The sequence below is a fragment of the Paraburkholderia fungorum genome, assembly GCF_046026025.1.
Taxonomy (GTDB): Bacteria; Pseudomonadota; Gammaproteobacteria; order Burkholderiales; family Burkholderiaceae; genus Paraburkholderia; species Paraburkholderia fungorum_E.
Window position 1 is genome coordinate 107,662 of record NZ_JAQQFL010000020.1, and the last position, 22,321, is coordinate 129,982.

General features: G+C 61.8%; 19 protein-coding genes. 6 read left to right on the top strand and 13 right to left on the bottom strand.

The features are described from left to right. Nucleotides 1-14 precede the first annotated feature (14 nt). The gene (locus tag PQR67_RS21925) at nucleotides 15-1,589 is read right to left on the bottom strand and encodes a diguanylate cyclase (RefSeq protein WP_408463881.1); all 1,575 of its coding nucleotides are present in this window, start codon (nucleotides 1,587-1,589) and stop codon (nucleotides 15-17) included. 113 nt (nucleotides 1,590-1,702) lie between these two features. Continuing rightward, the gene (locus tag PQR67_RS21930; protein ID WP_408463884.1) at nucleotides 1,703-2,569 is read right to left on the bottom strand and encodes a CHAD domain-containing protein; all 867 of its coding nucleotides are present in this window, start codon (nucleotides 2,567-2,569) and stop codon (nucleotides 1,703-1,705) included. A 428-nt stretch (nucleotides 2,570-2,997) separates the two neighbouring features. Between PQR67_RS21930 and PQR67_RS21935 the strand changes: the two genes are divergently transcribed. Beyond that, entirely contained in the window at nucleotides 2,998-4,584 is a 1,587-nt protein-coding gene (locus PQR67_RS21935) for an inorganic phosphate transporter (RefSeq protein WP_408463887.1), read from the top strand. A gap of 126 nt (nucleotides 4,585-4,710) precedes the next feature. Here PQR67_RS21935 and ppk2 read toward each other — a convergent pair whose 3' ends face one another. Beyond that, the gene (gene ppk2, locus PQR67_RS21940) at nucleotides 4,711-5,637 is read right to left on the bottom strand and encodes a polyphosphate kinase 2 (protein WP_408463889.1); all 927 of its coding nucleotides are present in this window, start codon (nucleotides 5,635-5,637) and stop codon (nucleotides 4,711-4,713) included. A 188-nt stretch (nucleotides 5,638-5,825) separates the two neighbouring features. Continuing rightward, on the bottom strand, nucleotides 5,826-6,260 hold the full coding sequence (locus tag PQR67_RS21945) for a VOC family protein (RefSeq protein ID WP_408463892.1): 435 nt from the start codon (nucleotides 6,258-6,260) through the stop codon (nucleotides 5,826-5,828). 180 nt (nucleotides 6,261-6,440) lie between these two features. Here PQR67_RS21945 and PQR67_RS21950 point away from each other — a divergent pair, with 180 nt between their 5' ends. Beyond that, nucleotides 6,441-7,487 (top strand): S1C family serine protease, encoded by a 1,047-nt coding sequence (locus PQR67_RS21950; RefSeq protein WP_408463895.1) that lies wholly within the window; start codon nucleotides 6,441-6,443, stop codon nucleotides 7,485-7,487. 144 nt (nucleotides 7,488-7,631) lie between these two features. Here PQR67_RS21950 and ggt read toward each other — a convergent pair whose 3' ends face one another. The 6 genes from ggt to PQR67_RS21980 form a co-directional block, all read right to left on the bottom strand. Next, nucleotides 7,632-9,365 carry a gamma-glutamyltransferase gene (ggt, locus tag PQR67_RS21955; protein WP_408463898.1) on the bottom strand — a complete coding sequence of 578 codons (1,734 nt, stop codon included), beginning with the start codon at nucleotides 9,363-9,365 and terminating at the stop codon, nucleotides 7,632-7,634. Between the two features lie 232 nt (nucleotides 9,366-9,597). After that, nucleotides 9,598-11,001 carry an MFS transporter gene (locus tag PQR67_RS21960; protein ID WP_408463901.1) on the bottom strand — a complete coding sequence of 468 codons (1,404 nt, stop codon included), beginning with the start codon at nucleotides 10,999-11,001 and terminating at the stop codon, nucleotides 9,598-9,600. A gap of 144 nt (nucleotides 11,002-11,145) precedes the next feature. Beyond that, nucleotides 11,146-11,913, bottom strand: coding sequence for a phosphocholine cytidylyltransferase family protein (locus PQR67_RS21965; RefSeq protein WP_408463902.1), 768 nt, complete (start codon nucleotides 11,911-11,913; stop codon nucleotides 11,146-11,148). Between the two features lie 27 nt (nucleotides 11,914-11,940). Beyond that, entirely contained in the window at nucleotides 11,941-12,960 is a 1,020-nt protein-coding gene (locus PQR67_RS21970; protein WP_408463905.1) for a flippase-like domain-containing protein, read from the bottom strand. Further along, the gene (locus tag PQR67_RS21975) at nucleotides 12,957-13,784 is read right to left on the bottom strand and encodes a HalD/BesD family halogenase (protein ID WP_408463907.1); all 828 of its coding nucleotides are present in this window, start codon (nucleotides 13,782-13,784) and stop codon (nucleotides 12,957-12,959) included. The genes PQR67_RS21970 and PQR67_RS21975 overlap by 4 nt, the downstream gene beginning before the upstream one ends. Continuing rightward, complete coding sequence (locus PQR67_RS21980) at nucleotides 13,781-14,476, bottom strand: CDP-alcohol phosphatidyltransferase family protein (protein ID WP_408463910.1); 696 nt, start codon at nucleotides 14,474-14,476, stop codon at nucleotides 13,781-13,783. Before PQR67_RS21980 ends, PQR67_RS21975 begins: the two co-directional genes overlap by 4 nt. A 240-nt stretch (nucleotides 14,477-14,716) precedes the next feature. Here PQR67_RS21980 and PQR67_RS21985 point away from each other — a divergent pair, with 240 nt between their 5' ends. Next, entirely contained in the window at nucleotides 14,717-15,151 is a 435-nt protein-coding gene (locus PQR67_RS21985) for a hypothetical protein (protein ID WP_408463912.1), read from the top strand. Between the two features lie 63 nt (nucleotides 15,152-15,214). Here PQR67_RS21985 and PQR67_RS21990 read toward each other — a convergent pair whose 3' ends face one another. Further along, the gene (locus PQR67_RS21990) at nucleotides 15,215-17,167 is read right to left on the bottom strand and encodes a PhoX family protein (RefSeq protein ID WP_408463914.1); all 1,953 of its coding nucleotides are present in this window, start codon (nucleotides 17,165-17,167) and stop codon (nucleotides 15,215-15,217) included. A gap of 190 nt (nucleotides 17,168-17,357) precedes the next feature. Then, nucleotides 17,358-17,936 carry a hypothetical protein gene (locus tag PQR67_RS21995; protein WP_408463917.1) on the bottom strand — a complete coding sequence of 193 codons (579 nt, stop codon included), beginning with the start codon at nucleotides 17,934-17,936 and terminating at the stop codon, nucleotides 17,358-17,360. Nucleotides 17,937-18,562: 626 nt separating this feature from the next. On the opposite strand from PQR67_RS21995, the gene PQR67_RS22000 reads away from it, so the two are divergent. From PQR67_RS22000 to PQR67_RS22010, 3 genes are all read left to right on the top strand, one after another. Continuing rightward, complete coding sequence (locus PQR67_RS22000; protein ID WP_408463919.1) at nucleotides 18,563-19,714, top strand: porin; 1,152 nt, start codon at nucleotides 18,563-18,565, stop codon at nucleotides 19,712-19,714. A gap of 328 nt (nucleotides 19,715-20,042) precedes the next feature. Continuing rightward, nucleotides 20,043-20,399: a sugar ABC transporter ATPase gene (locus PQR67_RS22005; RefSeq protein WP_408463922.1), complete on the top strand. Its 357-nt coding sequence runs from the start codon at nucleotides 20,043-20,045 to the stop codon at nucleotides 20,397-20,399. A 154-nt stretch (nucleotides 20,400-20,553) separates the two neighbouring features. Next, nucleotides 20,554-21,087, top strand: coding sequence for a metal-dependent hydrolase (locus PQR67_RS22010; protein WP_408463925.1), 534 nt, complete (start codon nucleotides 20,554-20,556; stop codon nucleotides 21,085-21,087). Nucleotides 21,088-21,371: 284 nt separating this feature from the next. Here the strand turns inward: PQR67_RS22010 and PQR67_RS22015 are convergent, their stop codons facing one another. Further along, nucleotides 21,372-22,196 carry an AraC family transcriptional regulator gene (locus PQR67_RS22015; RefSeq protein WP_408463927.1) on the bottom strand — a complete coding sequence of 275 codons (825 nt, stop codon included), beginning with the start codon at nucleotides 22,194-22,196 and terminating at the stop codon, nucleotides 21,372-21,374. Nucleotides 22,197-22,321: the final 125 nt, after the last annotated feature.

The window sequence follows — 22,321 nt, forward strand, 5'->3', positions numbered from 1 at the left end:
TCGCGTGCCAGGGTTCAGGGCGACGAACCCTGCGCCACCGAACGCACCGCCGACATGGCCGAGTTGACCCGGTTGCGCCCTGCGGCCTTGGCGGCGTACAACTGCCGGTCGGCCGCGGCCAGCAGATCGAGCGCATTCGCACCTTCCGCCGGTACACAGGTCGCGCAACCGATGCTCACCGTGACCGCGACCGCCTCACCATCGCGATGCACGACTCGCAGACTCTGCACCTTGCTGCGGATCTGCTCGGCGACGTTGAGCGCGCCTTCGGCAGTCGTGTCCGGCAAGATGACGGCAAACTCCTCGCCGCCGTAACGCGCCACCAGATCCAACGGGCGCTGCACCGTGGCAGAGATGCATTCGGCCACGGCAGTCAACGCTTCGTCGCCGCTCGCGTGACCGTAGACGTCGTTGAAATGCTTGAAATGATCGATGTCGATGAACAACGCCGCTAGCGATTGCCCGGAGCGCCGCGCGCGCCGCCATTCTTCGCCGAGACGCTTGTCGAGCACGCGGCGATTGCTGAGTCCGGTAAGCGGGTCGGTCGCGGCGAGACGCATCAGCGCCGCCTGCGCGCGCGACTTGTCGCGCAATGCGAAAGCAAGCAGCCACGAGACCATCACGAATACCGCGCCGAAGGCGAGCGTCAACACGCCGGCGATCATGCTGCGACGCCGCCACGGCGCCAGCACCTCATCCACGGAGGGCGCCACCGCCGCGATCAGCGGCGTACCCGGCACGCGTGCATACGTGAACATCCGGCGCACGCCGTCCACCGCCGAGTTCGCGATATACGAGCCCGAGTTATGGGCGGCCATCACCTGAAAAGTCGGCGACTTCGCAATGCTCGAGCCGATATCGAGCGAGGAAAACGGCTTGCGCGCGAGCAAGGTGCCGTCGTCCATCACAATGAACACGGAGCCCAGTTCGCCCGTATTGATCCGGTCCAGCAAGTGCTGAAAGTACTCGATACGGATCGCCAGAAGCGCAACGCCGCCAAACCGGCCATCGGCTTCGTTGATGCGCCGTGTGAGGCCAATCGAGAGCTTGCCGTCACGCAGCCGTGAGCGATACGGGTGGGATAAATAGAGCCCGACAGCCGGACTGCGTTGATGCACCACGAAGTAGTCACGGTCGCCCAGACTCACGGAGGCGTCGACCTCGTCGTTCTGCGAGGCGATCACCCGTCCGTCCGGACCGAGCACATAGGCGCCGCCGAGGTAGACCGCGGTGGTTGCGCGATCGAATAGCACGGCGCGCCGCAAGCCGGGAGGCAGAGCCCACGTGGCAGGATCCCGTGCCCCGTCCACCATCGCATCCAGCGACAAATCGTAGATCTCGACATTTCGCTCGAGATCGGTGGAAATGATAGAGACGAGATTTTGTGCCGTTTCGCGCGCATGGTCGAGCGCGTCGGCGCGGCCGCTGCTGAGTGTCAGCAACGTCAAACCGGCCATCGCCACGGCGACCAGGGTGCCGGCCACGCCCGCGAAAAACGGGTGGTTGCCGACGTAGCGCGCCACATCGGCACCACCGGCGCGCGACATGAATCGCAGCCGTCGGCGCAGCGAAAGCGTTTGATGTGCCACGTGCGCATCGCCTCCTTCGCAAAGAGTCCGCCTGACGGATCAGGTACGGACGCACAGCCAAACGGGTTATGCGGGCCGCCTCGCTCAAGCGTGCGGCCGCCCCTTTGGCCGGATCACCGTTTGCGCAACAGTCCCGCTGCCGCGCGCATCCGGCGTTTGCGCGCTTTCCTGAACCAATGAAGCGCGGCGTCGGCGTCGCCGGATCCCGCTAGTAAGTCCAGGTTGTCGCGCAGCAGCATTTCGCTTGCGACAATATCGTTCAGCGCACCGAAACGTTTCTGAATCTGCTTTAACTGCTTCAGGACGGGTTTGTGGTTGCCGCTCAGAACCGGCTCGAAAAACTCGAGCAGATAGCGCACTTTTTTCCCCGCCTTCCTGACGTCGTGGAACGCGGTGTAGTTCGAGCGCTTCGCGCGAGACGCGCGTTTTATACGCTTTTTCAGCGACCGTTCAGAAGCGGCCACGCGCCGGTCGACGAATGTTTGCAACGGCACGCGTTCGTGAGCCGTGTTCAATTCCTTACTGACGCTGGTCAGCGCGTCTTGCAACAGACGTTTGACGTGGGCGTTTGAAAGCGTTTCGCGGCTCGTCGCCAACGCGCTGCTACGCGCCGCCTGGAGCTTCGGCGCAAGCTCGTGCGCAACGCGTTCGTCCCTGGCAATCAGTTCGATCAGAATGTCCCAATCGCGCGTCTTGCCGGCTGCCGTCGCCAGATACTTATATAGCGCCCGTTGGTGCGTATTCCCGGCTTTGTCCAGCAAGGGTTCGAACGCCCACCACAACGAGCGCAAGCGCCGCAGCGATACGCGCAGTTTGTGCAGCGCTTCGGGTGACGCGTCTTCATGCACCTCATTGGCGTGTTCGATCGCCTCATCGATCAGCGGCGCCGCGTACGACGCGAAAGCCGCCTGCGCCGAAGACGCTGCTTCGGCCGGCATGCTATCCGCAACCTGTCTGTCGACCTTGCGACTCGCTTGCATCGCCGGACGTCCTTCAAAGGTCCATTTATGTCAGCCTAGCAAAAAAAGGTCCCAGTGGATATCCGCCGACGCGTCGCCTACACTGCACGAGGATGGTCCGGGAAAAATGCGCGTCGCATGGGGCGAAATCCGCCGGGCGTCGCCGCGGTCGCCTGGATCGTGCGATTCCATCAGAATCCGCATGCGACCTTCCGCGATAGTTGAACCAGCCCGTCCGGTCCGTGGCGCGAATGCATTTCGCGCATAGTTCTTTTCGGACCACTTATCATTATCGAACGCCGCGCAAACGGCAGCTTGGCCCGTAACGCCAACCTGCACGCACTTCCCACGAACATCCGTCCCGCATAGCTGTCACGTCATTGTCATCATTACGTCACACAGGCACCGCAGGATCGGCAGTTCCGTGACAACTTTTTGAGGCTTATGCCATGCCGGAACTTTCGTACCCGCAACCGGGCGCCGCAAGTGGAAAGGGCCGCAATCTCGGCCTGATCATCTTCCTCATTGTGATTGCGATTGGCGCCGTTTATTGCGCCATGCACCTGGCAACCGATCTACAACCGGTTCGCGAAGGCTCCGTCCTGCCCTATTTCCTGCTCGGTGTTGCGCTTCTGATCGCGCTCGGCTTCGAATTCGTCAACGGCTTCCATGACACGGCCAATGCAGTTGCCACCGTGATCTACACGCATTCGCTCGCGCCGAACTTTGCGGTGATCTGGTCCGGCACCTGGAATTTTCTCGGTGTGCTGACTTCAACGGGCGCGGTCGCGTTCGGCGTTCTGCAACTCCTGCCCGTCGAGCTGATTCTGCAAGTGGGCAGCAGTGCGGGTTTCGCGATGGTCTTCGCTCTGCTGATCGCCGCGATCATCTGGAATCTGGGCACCTGGTATTTCGGACTGCCGTCGTCGAGCTCGCATACGCTGATCGGTTCGATCATCGGCGTAGGTCTGATGAATCAACTGATGCATGGCGCGAACGGAACGAGCGGCGTGGACTGGAATCAGGCGCTCGGCGTGGGCAAATCGTTGCTGTTTTCGCCGCTGGTCGGCTTTCTTGCGTCCGCCTTGCTACTGCTGATCCTCAAGGCCGTGGTGCGCGTTCCCGCGTTGTATGCGGAGCCGAAGGGCAAGAAACCACCGCCGTTCTGGATTCGCTGCCTGCTGATTCTGACTTGTACGGGCGTTTCGTTCGCACATGGTTCAAACGACGGACAGAAAGGCATGGGTCTCATCATGCTGATCCTGATCGGCACGGTGCCGACGGCGTACGCGCTGAACAAAGCCGTCACGCCGCCGGAAACGCAGACCTTCATCGCGGTGGCGCAACACGCGTCGATCACGCTCGGCAAATACACGCAAGGCGCCGCGCCGTCCGCCGATCCGCGCGCCGAAGTCGAAGCGTACGTGCGCACCCGTCAGTTGACGCCCGCCACCGTGCCGGCCTTGCAGCAACTCACCACGCTGATTGGCCAGCAGGTCGGCGCATCGGGATCGATGGCAGCCGTGCCGCAAAACATCGTCGATAACGTGCGCAACAATATGTATGTTGCGTCCGAAGCGATTCGCCTGATGGACAAGAGCAAACAGCCGGCCTTCTCGCCGGACGACGCCAAAGCGATCGACAACTTCAAGGCGCAAACCGATCACGCCACCAAGTTCATCCCGACATGGGTCAAGGTTGCGGTCGCCATCGCGCTGGGCCTCGGCACGATGGTCGGCTGGAAGCGCATTGTCGTCACGGTCGGCGAGAAAATCGGCAAGCAGCATCTGACCTACGGACAGGGCGCCTCGGCTGAAGTGGTAGCGATGCTGACGATCGGCGCAGCCGACATGTACGGCTTGCCGGTATCGACCACGCACGTGCTGTCCTCAGGCGTGGCCGGCACCATGGCGGCCAACGGCTCCGGCTTGCAATGGGCCACGGTGCGCAGCCTGATCCTTGCCTGGATACTGACACTGCCGGTTTCAATCGCGCTGGCGGGTGGTCTTTACTGGCTGTTCCGGATGGTATTCTGAAACGGCTGAAATCGCCTGAACCGCTGTAGCCGGTAGCAAGTCCGGCCACGGCGCAGACAAAAAAAGCGCGGCTTCTGCCGCGCTTTTTTCATTCCACCGGGCCGAAACCCGCAACGCCAACCTCGATCAAAACACGTCGGGCACGATCATCGACGGCGGCACCGGCTGGCGGCTGTATTCGTCGTGATAGACCCGTGCCGGCAATTCGACGAGCGAATGTTCGATCTCATGGTACGGCACCTGGCTCAGCAGATGATGAATGCAGTTCAGGCGCGCGCGTTTCTTGTCGACCGCCTGCACGACCCACCACGGCGCTTCGGGAATGTGCGAGCGCTGCAGCATGACTTCCTTTGCCTGCGTATACGCTTCCCAACGGCGCCGGCTTTCCAGATCCATCGGACTGAGTTTCCACTGCTTCAGCGGGTCGTGGATACGGTTCTGGAAGCGGATTTCCTGTTCTTCGTCGGTGATCGAAAACCAGTATTTGAGAATCTGCACGCCACTGCGCGCCAGCATCTTTTCGAATTCCGGCACCGAGCGGAAAAACTCTTCGTACTCGTCGTCGCTGCAAAAATTCATCACACGTTCGACGCCCGCGCGGTTGTACCAGCTACGATCGAACAGCACCATTTCGCCGCCGGCCGGCAGATGCGACACGTAACGCTGGAAATACCATTGCGTGCGTTCGCGATTGTTCGGTGCCGGCAACGCCGCCACGCGGCACACGCGCGGATTGAGCCGCTGCGTGATGCGTTTGATCGCGCCGCCCTTGCCGGCTGCGTCGCGCCCCTCGAAAATCACCACCAGGCGATGGCCGGTCTGCACGATCCAGTCCTGCAGTTTGACGAGCTCGCCCTGCAGGCGGAACAGCTCGCGGAAGTACAGCTTGCGCGCCTCGCGATGCTCGGGCGTGAAGCCGTCCGCACCGTCGATAATGCGGTCGTCGACCTCCATTTCGAGCTCTTCGTCGTACGCGTCGATGAGGTCTTCCTCGAAACGGCGTTGCCGTTCTGCCATGACTTCGGCCTCGGGTCTCGGATCCAGCTCTTTCATTAGGACTCTCCTGGCAACGGAAATGGTTAGGCGCGCGGCGCATACGCGTCGCGAACGGGTTCGATTATCGAAGCGCGAGGTGTCAGCCGTGTTACCGGCGCGGCGGCCGGGTCCTGCGGCGAGCGGTTCGCATGCGGCCTGCGCGCCTTCTGGTGAGCCATGATAGCGAGTTTTGCGCGGCCGCCCGCCTAACGCAATGGCTTCGCGAAGCTGAGTTCGTGGCCGTCGGGATCGGTAATGTGGAAATAGCGCTCGCCCCAGGGTGCATCCGACGGTTCGAGCGACGGCTTCAAACCCGCCGCCAGCGCCTTGCGGTAGAGCGCGTCGACATCCGAGACATACATGATCACGCGGCCCCACCAGTTGACTGGCGCGCGCGTGTCGACAATCAGGTTCAGATACGAACCGCCAAATGCGAATGACGTGAACGCTTCGTGCGAACCGCCGAATTTGACCGGAAAACCAAGCGCTTCGTAAAACAGCACCGCGCGCGGCATATCGTGGGTCGCGAGCGTGATGGCGCTGAGCGACTCGATGCGTGGCCCGGGCGGCTCCGTCGGATCTGTTCGCACACTAGATGCGGCAGAGGCTGCGGCTGCGGCTGACGTGGTAGGTGAGTTCATGGCGGCTACCTCCTGCCTGGCATGGTAACGCCGGACGGACCTGTATGGGGTTTCGGACCTTGGCGCAGGCGTTGCCTGACGCAGGAAAGGTCCAGTAGCCGGCCTCGCCCCCGCCGCACCCGCACTTGAAAACCCCTCCGCCGCCCCGCATCTGGATTCCCGTTTATCCGGAGCATCGCCATGGGAAGCCGTCCACGCTTCATCGATGACCTGTCGCGCGCCGCATCCGACGCCCCCGGGCCCGATCCCCTCACCGTTTTATCCGACGACGCCCTGCTCGACGCCTACTCCCGCACCGTAATCGGCGCGCTGGAACGCGTTCAGCAGGCCGTCGCCTTCATTTCCGTCGAACGCCGGCTGCCCGGCGCGCCCGCCGGGCACGACAGCCGCGGCACGCGCGGCGGCACCGGCTCGGGTTTTCTGTTCACGCCCGATGGCTATCTGCTCACCAACAGCCACGTCGTGCATGGCGCCACGCACATCACGGTAACACTCGCCGATGGCTCGAAATTCGACGCCGATCTGGTCGGCGACGATCCCGGCAGCGATCTGGCCGTCCTGCGCATCGGCTCGCCGGAACCGTTGCCGCACGTCGAACTCGGCGAATCGTCGAAGCTGCGCGTCGGCCAGATCGCGATCGCGGTAGGCAATCCGCTCGGCCTCGCGCAAACCGTGACGACCGGCGTGGTCTCGGCGCTTGGCCGCTCGTTGCGCTCGAATTCGGGCCGCATGATCTACGACGTGATCCAGACGGATGCCGCGCTCAATCCCGGCAATTCGGGCGGCCCACTGATCAATTCGGCCGGCCAGGTGATCGGCGTGAACACCGCGATCATTCCCGGCGCGCAGGCGATCTGTTTCGCCACCGCGATCGATACGGCCAAGTGGGTCATCATGCAGATCTTCACGCATGGCCGCGTACGGCGCGCGTACATCGGCGTGGCCGGCACCACGCGGCCGCTGTCGCGCCGCGTGCAGCGCTATTTCAGTCTGAGCCTGGAGAGCGGCGTGCACGTGATGGAAATCGTCAAAGGCAGTCCGGCCGCGCTCGGTGGGCTGCGCACCGACGACACGATTGTCGCGATCGACGCGCTTGCGGTGCAAGACGTCGATAGTCTGCAACGCACGCTCGACGCCTCGCGTATCGACAAGCCCGTCAGCGTAACCGTGTTGCGCGGCGCGCAACGGCTCGAGTTGACCTTGACGCCAGTCGAACAGACAAGCTGACCAGACGTTCGCGCAGCGGCTCAATCAGGCTTCACGCGCCATAAGTCTCGCGGATAAAAAAGGCCTCACGCTCAAACGAGCGCGAGGCCTTTTTCTGCATGCGGCGCATCAGCGAAGATGCGCCGCGCAGATGCACTCAACCGTTCACTGGATCACCCGCGCAACACCACGGCCGCGTGGATCGCTTGCGGCTTCCGGCGTATTGCCATTCACCTTGATCGCCTGGATGTCGCCGCTGAAATCCTGCCCCTTCAGCGTGTAACCCTTGGCTTCGATCTGCTTGGCGAGCTCGCCTTCGATCGGCTTGTACGGCTCCCAGAAGATCGTGTTCGGCGGCAACAGTTGGTGATGGAAGCGCATCGCGCCCACGGCTTCCTGCAACGGCATGTTGAAGTCGTAGACGTTGTTGATCACCTGGAAGATCGACGTGAAGATGCGCGAGCCGCCCGGCGTGCCGATCACGAGCGATACCTTGCCGTCCTTCGTCAGAATCGTGGGGGTCATCGACGACAACGGGCGCTTCTTCGGATCGATCGAATTCGCGTCGCTGCCCACCACGCCAAACTGGTTCGCAACGCCCGGCTTCGCGGAGAAGTCGTCCATCTCGTCGTTCAGCACGATGCCCGTGCGGTCCGCCACCACACCCGAGCCGAAGTAGCCGTTGATGGTGTACGTGTTCGACACGGCATTACCCCACTTGTCGATCACCGAGAAGTGCGTGGTTTCCGCTTTCTCCGGCATCGACGTGCCGAGCCCCGGCTGTATGCTCTTCGTATCCGACGGCGTATTGGGGTTCACTTCCGCGGCACGCTTCGCGATGTACGCGTCGTCGGTCAGTTGTGCCACCGGCACCTTGTAGAAGTCCGGATCGCCGAGATACTGCGCACGATCGGCGAACACGCGCTTCTCGATTTCCGCAATCAGGTGCACGTACTGCGCGGAATTCAGCGTGACGTCCTTGAAGTCGGGCGCAATGTCGGCCTTCATCTTCAGCAACTGCACGAGACCGATACCGCCCGAGCTCGGAGGCGGCGCGGTGATCACGCGATAGCCGTTCCAGTCGGCCTGGATCGGCTGACGCCACACCGCCTTGTACTGCTGCAGATCGGCCTTCGTAATCAGACCATGACCGCGCATGGACGCCGCGATCAGATCAGCCGTCTTGCCTGAGTAGAAGTCTTTCGCGCCCTGATCCGAAATGCGCTGCAGCACGGCGGCGAGATCCGGTTGCTTGAAGTTGACGCCCTGCTTCAGGTTACCGAAGTAGGTGTCGAAGTTGGTCTTGCCGGCAAAGTCTTTCGCTGCGTCGTCGCGGCGCTGCTGCAATTGCTCGCTGACTTCGAATCCATCGCGTGCGTAGTGAATCGCCGGGGCGAGCACCTGTTTCCATTTGAGCTTGCCGAAGCGGCGCTGCGCTTGCCACATGCCGTCGACGGTGCCCGGCACGCCTACCGCGCGATAGCCGAACAGGCTCATGTCCTTGATGACCTCGCCCTTGTCGTCGAGGTACATGTTCTTCGTTGCGGCCAGTGGCGCACGCTCGCGATAGTCGAGGAAGTACGGCTTGCCGTCGACATACAGCGTCATGAAACCGCCGCCGCCGATGTTGCCCGCTTCCGGATACGTCACGGCAAGCGTGAAGGCGATCGCGACTGCCGCGTCGACGGCGTTGCCGCCTTCCTTGAAGATCTGCTCCGCGGCGTCGGCGCTGTACTTGTCGGCGACCGCAATGGCGGAAGCCGTGAGAATTGCCGGCTGCGCTTTTTCGGGCGCCTTGGCAAAGGCCGGTGTGGCTTCGAGAAACCCGCTTGAAACGGAGACGAGCGCGACTAGCGCAAGTCCGCTAACGGACGATTTGGCGTTGTGCAACAACTTCATTGGATCTCCTCCAAGACGACTTCTTCATCTAACGATAACGAAAGCTGCCTTGCGCTTATAACATGCGTGTCCAGTATTTGCGACACTGTTGCACACATGTGGTGCATGCTGCAGCACACAAAAACCGCGCTGCATCATGCCGATAATTGTCACCGGCAGCGGTGTTCGAATCGGCATCGAATGTAGTTAGCGCGCCGCGCCACAAGACCCAGGCGCGGCACGAACCGAACCCTCAGGCGGTCCCTCTGCTGCCGCGCGCGATTTCATCGCCGGCGCCTTGCGGCAAGCGCGCGGTCACCGGAATCGACAGGAACGAGAACAGGCCGACCACAAGGAACGCTGGCCAGAAGTCCGAGAACACGATGCTCGAATGGCCCTGCACGTTGTGCGAGATTTGCAGCACGATGCCGGCGATCGTCACACCGAGCCCTAACGAGATCTGCTGGATCACGCTCGCCACACTGGTCGCGCGGCCGACGTCGCGGCTCGGAATATCCGCATATGCCAAGGTATTCAACGAGGTGAATTGCAAGGATGGGAAGAAGCCGCCGAACAGCACCACGCACCAGATCAGCCAATGCGGCGTGCCCGGAAAGAACAGCCCGTAGACGGCAATGGCGAGGCCCGCGCAACCGGCATTGAACATCAGCACCGTGCGGAAACCGAAACGGGCGAGAATGCGCGACGCAGCCGCCTTCATGAAGATCGAGCCGAACGCGGACGCGCAGGTAATCGACCCCGACTTGAACGCGGTCATGCCAAGGCCTTCCTGCAAGGCGAGCGGCAACAGAAAAGGCACCGCGCCGAGACCGATGCGAAACAGCGAGCCGCCCACCACACTCGCGTGAAAACTCGGAATGCGCAATAGCCGCAGATCGAGCACCGGTAACTCGACGCGGTTCGCGTACAGCACGTAAATCACCAGCAACACCACGCCGATCACGCACATGCTGATCGATACCGTGTTCGACACCAGTTCGCCGCCGACCAGCGAGAGCCCCAGCATGAACAGCGACGCCCCGCTCGCCGACAACACAAAACCGGTCCAGTCGAGCCGGCCGGGATGCGCTTCGCGCACGTTGGCAATGTGCTTGTTCGCGAGCCAGATGCCCAGCAGGCCAATCGGAATATTGATGAAGAAAATCAGGCGCCAGTGCAGATATGTCGTAATGAAGCCACCGAGCGGCGGGCCCACTACGGGTCCGAGCAGCGCGGGTACGGTCAGATAGTTGACCGCGCGAATGAAATCCGACTTCGGCACCGAGCGAAAAATAATAATGCGCCCCACCGGCACCATCATCGCGCCGCCGACGCCTTGCACGAAGCGCGCAACCACGAAGGTGCCCAGCGACGTGGACGCCGCGCACATCAGCGAACCCGCCATGAAAATGCCGATTGCCGTGCGAAACACCGTGCGCGAACCAAAGCGGTCGGCGACCCAGCCGCAAATGGGAATGAAGACACCGAGGCCGATGACGTATGTCGTCACGGCAAGCTTGAGGGTGATGGGGTCCTGGCCGAGATCGCGTGCCAGAACTGGCAGCGACGTCACGATGACCGTGCCGTCCATGTTTTCCATGAACATCGCACAGGCGACGATCAGCGGAACAATGAAAGTGCCTAAGGCGAGAGGCATTGGCATGACGACGGGTTGCAAGGCCGCCGGTGTAAAGGGGCAATTATCGCATTGCAACGACAACAGATGTTGTTGAACGAAGCCCCTTTCGTAATCGCCTTCGTCTCCTTGGTCGCGTTAGCCGCCTCAGTCGCCTCAATCGCCTTAGTCGCGCGTTGCGCTGACCAGCGGTTGCAGCAGGGGCAGAATCTCAGTGCTTGCGCGAGCGACGTCGTTCGGGAAGTCGATCTCGATCCACGGCGAGCCGGTCACGTCAGCCGTGTCGAATACCTGGCTGCGCTCCAGCAACAGGTCACGCACCGCCTCTTCGTGCGGCATGTTGGCCCGTCCGCTGTCCACGTAACCCGCGACGATCTGTGCGAAACGTTGCGCGGTTTCCTGGCGGAAACGGAAGAAGCCCACCGATTCGCCAATCGTGTCGTACTCGAGATTGACGGCGAGCTGCTTGCGCAATTCGACCGGCACGCCGTCTTTCAGACACAGCTTGACGGGCTCGTCGCCCGCTTCGAAATCACGGTCGATCAACAGACGGTTGACCGTCTCGCCGGCCACCAGCGCGCTCAGAATGCGCTCGTCGTAAAGCACGTCGGCGTCCATCAGCAGCACGTCGCCGCCGCGCGTCAGCGCCTCGGCCACGGTGTGCACCGTCAGCACGCTGCCCAGGTCGTAACGCGGGTTCAGCACGGTTTCCACCTTATGCGGCCAGTTGATCCGCTCCAGTTCCGCCTGCACCGACTCCGGCTGAAAACCCAGCGCCAGCACGACGTCGGTCACGCCGGCTGTTTCAAGCATCTGCAGATGCCGTTCGAGCAGGCTCAAGCCGTCGAACTGCAACAGGCACTTCGGGAACTGTGCCTGCGGCGGTTGCTGGAGACGCAGGCCTAGGCCCGCTGCGAGGATGATGGCACGCATGCGCAGTCCTTTGAAAAAATTCGGAGATTAATCGACAACCGGCACGCGCCCCGTGGCGCGCCGCCGTTGCCAGTTTCGTTCGCTGAAGTGCAACACCAGGAGCCCCGGCAAACCCAGCAGGATTTCACGTGCGCGCTTGGCGAGCGACAACGCCAGCGCCGCATCCGGCGGCAAGCCCACGAGCGGCGCGAGCAGCAGATAACCGCCTTCCTGCACGCCGAGCGAGCCCGGGATCATGAACGCGGCGCCTCGAATCGCCTGGCCGAGACTTTCGAGCAGGAGTGCGTCGACCCAGTCGACCGGATGACCGAGAAAACGCAGCGCGAGCCACACTTCGACCGTGCCGATGATCCAGCCCGCCAGACTCAATGCAAAGCTCGCCGCGACGCGGCCGCGCTCGCGGTACATGCCCTGTACGGCGGCGTCGACGGCTTCGGCGCGCGTCATCAGCGACGACCAGTCGCGCTTGCCGAACACCTTGGAGACCACGCCCAGCAAACGGCCGAACAGACCACGCCGCTGCGCGTAATAGAAGCCCGCGATCATCGCGCCCAGCACGCCGGTGGCAATGAGCGCGGCGGTTCGCAGATCGTGAAGCGCGCCATGCGCGGCGTAAGCGCCGAACAGCAGCAGCCCGAGCAGCGCGAAGACGATTTGCGCGAGCGCCTGCGCCGTGGTGCTGACGGTAATGGCGGCGGCCGCGTCGCGCATGCGCATGCCGCGCTGGGACAGTTGACGCACCATCACCACCGGGCCGCCGATCTGGCCGGCCGGCAACAGGCTATTCACCGATTCGCCGATCCAGCGTGCGAACAATGCATCGCGCAGCGTGACGTCGTGATGCACGCCGTCATGCCGGCGGCGAAACAGCACCGAGATCGCGCCGGCGTCGAGCACCAGCGGCACGAGGTGAAACGCCGCCACGAGCACAAGCCCCCAGCCTGCCGCGGCCAGCGCCGAGGCAATCGAGCCGAACCCCTGCCACGCGAGCAGGCCGACAAAAAGCGCCGTCCCGATCGACAGCAGAATCAGGGCCACGCGTGTCATGCGTGGCCCTTGCCGCGCTTCGTCATTTGACGGAAGACCTGACGGAAACCGAAGTACGCAATCGCGTCCTTCATGTTGGAGATGAAACGGCGCCACGGCCGCATGTTCGGATCCGTGACGTATTCGAAAGTCAGCGATACGCGCATTTCGTTTGCGCTGGCCGGCGTGATGCGATGACGCAGTTTGTCGCCGTCGAAAAACACCAGACCACCCGGCGGAATCTGCACCGAGCCCGGCTGATCCGGCACGTCCGGATTGCGCGTATGCAATTCGTAATCGAGCCGGCACGACGATTCGTCGATCACGCCGAGCAGCAGCGTGTAGCGGCGGCCGTCATAGTACGAAGTATCGTAGTGCCAGCCGATGTGATCGCCGGCCCGCGTGTAGTAATACAGCGCATACGCATGCGGATCGTCCACGGGCGACACCTGCAGCTTGTCGCCACTCAGTTGCTCGAGCCAGCCGATCAATTCCTTCGAGCGATACAGCTCGGCGATGAACGGCGCGAGACGGTCAATCGTATGACGGCTCACACTGCCGCCCTGCTTGTGGCCCGGCAGATAGTTGCGGTTCACTTCGTCGAGCAGGCCGCGCGCACTCTGCACGAGCTGGGTGGTGACTTCGGGCGCGAGGAAATCTTCCAGATACAGGAACGCGTCCTGATCGGTGAAATCCTTGGCGAGACGCGGCGTGTTGAAGGTCCGCGTGCGGCTCGCTACGGCGCGATCGGCATCCGGCGCAGGCGCGGCCGGCACGGCCTGTACGGCTTGCGAACGTTCAGTTGAGACTGATGGGATCAAGTCGTCTTCGGCGTGCATACTCATTCGCTGGCCCACATTTGACTGGTTTCAGACGCCGTGGCGGGAACGGCCGCCGAGTGCGCGGCGCGGCGCGCGACGCGCCAATAGTCGACCACGACCCAGGCGGCGAAGAGCGGCGCGCCGATCGACGCCACCACCACGAACGGCGAGACGACGCTCGTGAGCGTGACGATGGGTAGCAGATACAGCACGTCTTCGGTTTCAAAGCCACCGACAGACGCCTGCTTCGTACCGGCCTTGCCCGCCATGTCCTCGATGCGCATGCGCAGGAAGAAAATCAATGCGACCGCAACGCCTGCCACGGCGCCGAGCCATCCCGGCGAAATTTTCAATGCACCAACATGCGCCGTACCGATGCCCATGCCGACGAACAACATGACTGTCACGAGCGCATCACACGCCAGATCGTAAAAGTGACCGATCCGGCTCGATTTTCCGCCGATGCGCGCGAGCTCGCCATCCGTGTGGTCGACGAAGTTCGACATTACGATCAGAAAGGCGCCCGCGTTGGTCCAGGTAAATCCGCCATGTGCGAGGCAAAGGGCGCCAGCAACACCAATTAGCAGACGTAACGTGGTCAGATGATTCGGCGTGACCCAGGTGCCGACGAGCGGCGTGACAAGCCGGCGGGCGAGCCTCGCATCCCAGGTCCTGGGGACCGGAACGTTCAATGGAATTTTTGGTCGGGAATTCATAACCCGGAAATATATACGGGATCGCGAAAGCGTGCTTCGTTCCTTAACGTTTTCTTAAGGACTCAGGGTGGTCCCTACGGGCCGGCCGCCGCGCAAAATATGCCGAATCCGGTTAAAGTGCGATTCCAGTTGCGCCTGTCACGACATATCACTTCGATGCGCAACGTCTTTCGGGTCGCGACATTTGGCCGCCACCCGTTGCGAACACACTACATCGAACGCGGGTCGTTATTCACGCTTATGAAATACCTGTTTTTCTCTGCATTCCTCGCACTGACCACTGCGGCGCTGCCGCTTACCGGCCACGCCGCCGCCCTCGACGCACCGCTGATCTGCAATGAAAGCGGCCATCAGTTCATTGCCGATCTCGCCGACCAACAATTGATCGACCCGAAACCATCACGGGTCGAAAGCAATTCCATCAATGCGTTTTCGCCGACGCGAGGCGCCGACCTGACCGCCTTCGGCTTTCGCGTTTTCGCGGTGGTCGGCTACGAAAAAGACGATCCGATGTTTCGCGTCGGCGACGGCGAGCCGGTAGCCCGCTCGGCCTATGGCGTCGTGGTGTTCGGCAGCGAATCGAAGGTTCAGAGCGCGCTCACCGAGGCCGGCAGCACGGCGATCGTGCACCGGGTGGCGCCGCTCATCACGGCGATTTTCTGCAAACGGAGTTGAGGCGGCGCCGGGCATGCCGCCCAACGCCGTCCCACTGCTCCGCTTCCCGCTTCCCGCTTCCCGTTACAGCTTGATCCCCGCCGGGTCTGCCGTCAGATATCCCACCGTCGCGCCGAAGCGGTCCTTATAGTTCGCCCGCACGAGCGGATCGAGCGTGGATTGGACCTTATCGTGCAACGGTGTTTCCCAATCGCCGACGTGCTGGAAGTTGCTCATCACGTAAGTCCAGCCGTTGATTTCGTCAACCGCGTGCAGGCCCGTCGACTCCGCGCCCGCCGGGCACGACAACACGCGCGCGAGCGTCTTGGTGTCGACGTTGTAAGCCCACAGGAAATTGTTGACGTGCATGCCGCTGTCTTCGCCGATGAAAAGCGTGCGCAGTTTCTCGGAGAACTTCAGGTTGTCCGGATTGGCGATGCGATCCGGATTCGCCGTGTTGCCGAGCGCGTCGGCGGGCGACAGATCCTCGCCGACCAGCGCCGCGGGTGCAGCCATGTCCACCGGCACCCAATCGCTGTTGATCGCGCCGCCGCTGCGGTCGCGCTGGCCGCCCTTCATGTTCAGCGCGTAAACCGCGCCGGCGTTGATGGCTTTGTCGACAGCGACATCGGTCGAGGCCACGTTGCCGCGCACCATCGATTTCTCGATGCGTGACATCGCTGAATACAGCACCTTGTCCTTGATATTGACCGTCGTGCCTTCGAGCTTCGTGAAACCCATGCTGCCGCCCGCCAACGCCGCGTAGCGGTGCGTTTCGAGGAAAGTCGCAGCCTTCGTCATGCCCGGCTTGACGCGCACCCAGTTGAAGGTGCCGTTGTAGTTGATCTTGGTGTAGGTCGAATCGGCGGGATCCTTGGTCGCGATATCCATGATGTCGCTCGCGCGCAACTGGTTGGCGAGCGCCTCGATTTCGTCGCTGGCCGCGTGGCCCAGATTGATCCAGGAGAGCGTCGCCGCCCCCGCGCCGCTCGCCGAGGTCTGCGTCCACTTCGCGACATAGAGCGTACCGGCCGACAAATCGGCCTCGCGGTCGGCGATGAACATGAAAAGGCCGCCATTGGTCGCATCGTCGCCCATCAGCACGGTGCGCTTGTCCGGCATCACCTGAATCAGTTCGTGCGAGATGCGGCCGAGGCAGTAGTGCTTTTTGATCGTGCCGGTGCCGTCGGGATTCACGGTCACTTCCGGCAGATGGCCATAGTGATACGGGTTGGCTGTGGTTTCGTCGCCGAACAGGCTGCGGCTGAAGCCCTTGAACTGGCTATTGGTCGCGATCGTGGAGGCGTCCGGCTCGTATTCCTCGCTCGACAGATGCGTATTCCACGGCGAGAGGCTCGCGCCGCAGGTGATCCACAAGCCATGCGCCTTCGACGTATCCACGTTGGAATAACCCACCAGCGTGAGCTTGCCGGTCGCGGGATCCTGATCGAGCGTGAGCACGGCAATCGGCGAAGGCAGCTGACCGTACATCGACTTCAGACTCTGATCGCGGGTGGTGTACTCGAACTGCACGACCGCGAATACCGCATTGCCCTTGAGTCCCTTGACCGTCGGCTTGTCGAGACGGATCAGCGAGCTGCCGTCCGGACAATCGGAGTAGAACTGGCGCTCCTTACCCGGAACCGATTTATCGATGATCGGCTGGTTGTTGATGTCGAAGTAGCCGCCGGCCAGGATCGTCCCGCCCTTGATGTTCGGCACCATGTCGCCGGTCACGAAGAACGGCTGGTAAGCGAGCTTGAACGAGCGGCTGCTGCCGTCGCTCAGTTGCACCGTGAGGGTCGAGCCGACCGTGGTTGTCGCCATCGCGGCAGGGTTCGCCAGCGTCGGCGCCGCCATGGCGTTGAATGCCGCCGAGACGAAGTTGGCCACCGGTTTGACCGGCGTCACCGGGTCGCTGCCGCCGCCGCAGGCGGTCAGCATCGACGCTGTGGCGAGGCCGCCTAACGGCAGCATCGGCACGCCAGCGAATATTTTCAGGGCCTTGCGGCGGGAAAGGTCGAACGGCTCTGCCATGTTGTCGTGATCCAGTGTTTGGGTAGCGTGGGTGAATGCACAGCCGGCACGCACTCAGACCCAAAACCACATGGTTCACGCTCGCGCCGCTATGACGCGAGGATTCTATGAAGTCAATGTGAAAGTATATTGACAGGCTTTAGTAATATTTTGTTTGGCTATTCGTCAGCAAAACCCTGGTCGCGCCTGCTTAACCCGGGCGGCGAAACTCGTTCTCGACCCACGCAGCGGCGCTCGCCTTGCTCAGCTTGAAGTTCGGCGCGACCTGCACTTGTGCGAGCTGTTCGCCGAATGTGTCGAGCGCGGTCAGCAACGCGTACGGTTCGTCTTCGTCGGGGACGATGTCGAGCGTGATGTCGAGTTCGTCATTGCCGTCCGCGCTGGCCACGCGCACTTCTTTATGCAACTGGGCGCGCAGTTGCTGCTCATGGCGGCGCAACACCTCAGACGCGGTTTTCACCAGCGTGTTGAACGCCGATGTGTCGAGCGGCTTCGGATCTTTCTTGTTGCGGCCCATCGTCCACGGACCGACGAGCGCCGGTTCCGCTTCGCCGTCCTTGATCATGGCGACGGCCCAGCCTTCATCGTCTTCATTCTTGATGACGCGCGCGGTCCAGCCATCGTCGCGCCACAGACGCGCTTCGTGCTGGGTTTCGGGTTCGGGCTGCGCCTCGTCAAGGTGCTCGGGCGTGGCTTCGGGGATTTCAGACGCGCCTTCCGTCGTGGGGATAGCAGTGGTGTCGGACGATGGAAGGGGGGTATCGGTCATTACAGGTTTACTCACGTTCGCGGGGCGGAAACACATCTCAAGCCTGCGATTCTACCCGCCCCGCGCGCGCCGAATCCGCCCCCTGACGAATGGATAAGCCGGGGCGAGCTCCCCGTCACTCGAAATAATTCATTTCGTTACGTATGGGAACTTATTAATTCGTTATGAATTTTTCAAAAAAAACGCGGCCCGAAAGCCGCGTATAAAAAGATGAAAAAGACACCCCTGGTCAAGGGGTGAGGTGAATTGTAGAACCATAATTAGCCGAGATAGACCATACGAACTGGAAGAGTGCATTGCAGAAAATAGAATAAATCAAAATTCGCAAGACAATGCCCTCAAATCCTTACCAGATATGACTCAACGAGAACGTCGTGATCGAGCAACACCCACAATTTGACAGATAGTTACAGAGCCATCTGATTCAAAGATTTTTTCTTTATTTACTCGCACTTACACAATTACAAATCGGCCATTGCTAATTAGAAAAATCATTGTTGTGCCATACGTGCCTAAAGATATTAATAGCAGGAATACACTGCCCAGCGGATCGTCAGGCAGCCGGCGCAATCGGCTGCAAACACTGGAATGCGATTCTCTACGCACTGTCCCGGAGTTATCTAAACATGAAAAAAACCCTCATCGCAGCAGGTCTCATGGGCGCGTTCGCCATCACCGCTCACGCACAGAGCAGCGTGACGCTGTACGGCACGCTGGACGCCGGCCTCGTCTACTCGAACAACCAGAGTGGCCATAGCAACTGGCAACAAGGCAGCGGTTCGGTGTCGAACACCTACTTCGGCCTGCGCGGCAGCGAAGACCTTGGCGGCGGCCTGCATGCCATCTTCACGTTGGAAGACGGCTTCAATCTGAACAACGGCCAGTTCTCGGAAAGCAGCACGATGTTCAATCGTCAGGCTTTCGTCGGGCTGAAGAGCGATCAATACGGCGCGCTGACGCTCGGCCGCCAGTACGATTCCGTGGTCGATTACCTCGCGCCACTGTCCGAAGCGGGCGCGGGCTACGGCAACAACCTCGCCGCTCATCCGTTCGACAACGACAATCTCGACAACTCGTTCTCGATCAAGAACGCCGTGAAGTACACGAGCGCGAACTATGCCGGCCTCAAATTCGGCGGCCTGTACGGCTTCAGCAATTCGGCCGGCCAGTTCTCGAACAACCGTGCATGGAGCGCCGGTGCTTCGTACGACAACGGCCCGCTTAGCGTGGCCGCCGCTTACCTGCAACTGAACAACTCGGGCAGTTCGAACCTGAGCGGCGCCGTGTCGCAAGGCGACGGCACCGCGGCAGTCGCGGCCAACCTGCAGCGCACCTTCGGCGCGGGTATCAACTACACGTACGGTCCGGCAACGGCCGGCTTCGTGTACACGCATACGCAACTGGACGGCATCAGCGGCGTGGACGTCGGCGGCGTGACACTGCCTGGCGTGGCGGGCACGAACCTGCATCTGGACAACTACGAGTTGAACGGTAAATACGCACTCACGCCGGCACTGAGCCTCGCCGCGTCCTACACGTTCACCGACGGCAAGATGTCGGGTTCAAACGGTTCGGGCGATCCGAAGTGGCACACGGTGTCGCTGCAAGGCGACTACTCGCTGAGCAAGCGTACCGACGTGTACGTGGAAGGCGTGTACCAGCACGCGTCGGGCGAACTCGGCAATTTCGGTGCGAACGTGGCGGCGATCAACACGTTGGCGCCGTCGTCGACAGGCAACCAGGTTGCCGCCGCCGTCGGCCTGCGTCACCGCTTCTAGGTTTTTCTCATTGCTCTGATGGAACGTGTAGAGCGGCGTATGCATCCGCTCTACAGCCGAAGCCGCGTGTGACACGATCACGTCGCGGTTTTTTTCATGGCGCTTACGTCCCCACGTTTCGGCGTAGTCATAGTGACGGCGCAAGCGCGCCGTGGGTATACTGAGGGCGGCTGCCTTCCTTGCCTCAACGTTGTTATGTCGTTACGTCGTAACGTCGTTGCGGTTGAACGGCGGTTTCGTCGCGAAGCATGACGTCGCGTTCAATCGCGTCGTGTTTCGCCCGCGCCCCAAGTTCCCGTGCACGACCGGGGACGCCGACGACCGAACCATGAAAAGACTTCTCCTGCTTGCTCCCGCTGCTGCCGTCACTGCTTTGCTTGCTGCCTGCGGTTCCTCCAGCGGTCCCGCCCGCGATGCGTCCCAACCGATGATGTACGTGTCTTCGCAACGCGCCCCGGCTTATATCGCCGATTGCCTCGAAGGCAAGCTCTCGCGCGTGCGGACGTCGCGCGTTGGCGAGGCGACCGAGATCGCCGTCGGCTCCGATTCGAACAACTCGTATTTCGTCACGCTGACGCCGTTCAACGCCGGCTCGGTCATCAAGGTAATACACCCCGCGAATGCACCGGACGACCCGCCTGAACCGGAAATGCGCTTCGATATTGCGCGCTGTGCGACTTCCTGATTTTTTGGTCACGCCGCTGCGTTGTTGAAGACCATACTGAAGGCCACGCCGAGGCGCGATTTTTTATGTCGCGTGTCGGCTATTTTTTTATCCGTTCATCTGCGAACATAGCCGCCCTTTAGCTTTTATCCGGCGCGCTGCGTCGTGAGGTTCGATGGCATCCAGCAAGGCACATCACGCGACCGGGTTCGCAGCCGGTGTTATCGCGGCGGCGGTTGTCGCGCGCGTCGGCGGCGGCGGTTCGTTTCATATCGGCGTGCTGTTGAGCTTCGTCGCCGGGGTGGCAGGGAGTACGGCGCCGGACTGGCTGGAGGTGGCGTGGTGGTCACGCGCGCGAAGGCTGTGGATTACGCATCGCACGTTGACGCATTGGGGTGTGGCGTGGGGCGCGTTGCTTGCGGTTTCTTATCATTGGCTTGGGCGGTCTGGTTATTTTGCTGCGCCTGCGTTTGGGTTTGGGTTTGCTTGCGGTGGGTTGATGCATTTGCTGGCCGATTGGCCTAATCCTTTGGGGGTGCCCTGGGTTGCCGGGCGGCATTCGTTGAAGCTTTGGAATAGTGGGCATTGTGATTTGATTGTTGTTGCGGGTTCGTGGGTTGTGGCTTTTTTTGTTGGGGAGCATTTCTGGTTGCATGGGGTGCATGCGGTGCATGGGGTTTCGGTTTTGCGGTTTTTGAAGGGGGGGTGACGGGGGAGTTTGTTCTGGATTCTTTGGCCTCTCCTTGCTTTGGTAGTGGTCTATTAGCGTTGCCCCTGTGCGGGGCGGCACTCACTTCTCTTTGCCGGCCGCAAAGAGAAGTAAGCAAGAGAAAGCGGCTCACACCGCTAGCTCATAAGCGGGTCCCCCGCACAGTTGCGGTAGTGGTGCATCTGGAATCTGTGCTCTCGCACATTCAGCGCTGGTGACACAGCCGTCATTCTTCCGGCGGCGCTGCGCGCGCCGATGGGTTATTTACTTATGCCGGTGGTTGGTTATGCGCGCGTCGCAGACGCGTAGTTGGCGGGGGTGATGCCCAGCAATCGGACGAATGCCCGGGTCATGTGGCTCTGGTCAGCGAAGCCCGCGGCGGCGGCTGCGTCCGCCAACGGGCTGCCGCGTGCGATCAGTTGTCTCGCAAGAATCACGCGGCGCTGCATCCGGTACGCGTGCGGTGGTAGGCCCGTCTCGTGCGCGAAGCCGCGTAGCAACTGGAAACGACTCAGGCCAGTGTCCGCCGCAAGATCGGCTAGCGTAAGCAGTGACGATGGATCGTCGTCGATTCGCGCCCTCGCTCGTGCAATCGGACCCAACTGCCGTGCCAACCGTGAACGTGCCGGCGTGGTCGCGTGCGCCCGGACCAGATACCCAAGCAACTCGAGCATCGCCTCCTCCCGTACCAGTTCGTCCGGCACGGTTTGCCGTTCAACCGATACCTCGAAGAGGTGCTCGAATAACATCTTCAGCAACGGGTCGTGTACCGCCGGTTGCGTCAGTTCGATCTCATGCGCAGCCGCACCGTTTAACTCGGTGGCGACGTCGGATAGCATCGACGGCTCGAAATACAACATGCGCCACGCCCGGCCGCGCTCGTCAAGCGGACTGCCATCGTGCACCTCCCCCGGATTCACCATGATCGCATCGCTCGCCCGCGCTTCAACCACACCGCGACCACTCGACGAGCGATGCCCGCCCGTCACAATCACACCCACCCCAAAGCGATCGTGCGAATGGCGCGGAAACGAATGCGCTGTTTCAGCCACCGTCGCCTCGACACCGGCAATCGCGCAACGCGGCATGTAAACGCGGCCGTGCGGCATGGGTCGCCTCTCAGGAGTTAATCAGCGTTCCGCGCGGCACAACACGCGCTCATCCGCGCAGCGATAACGCGCCGTGAACCGCGTGTCGAATCGAACAGCGCCACGCGCGCCAAGCCACGCTGCAA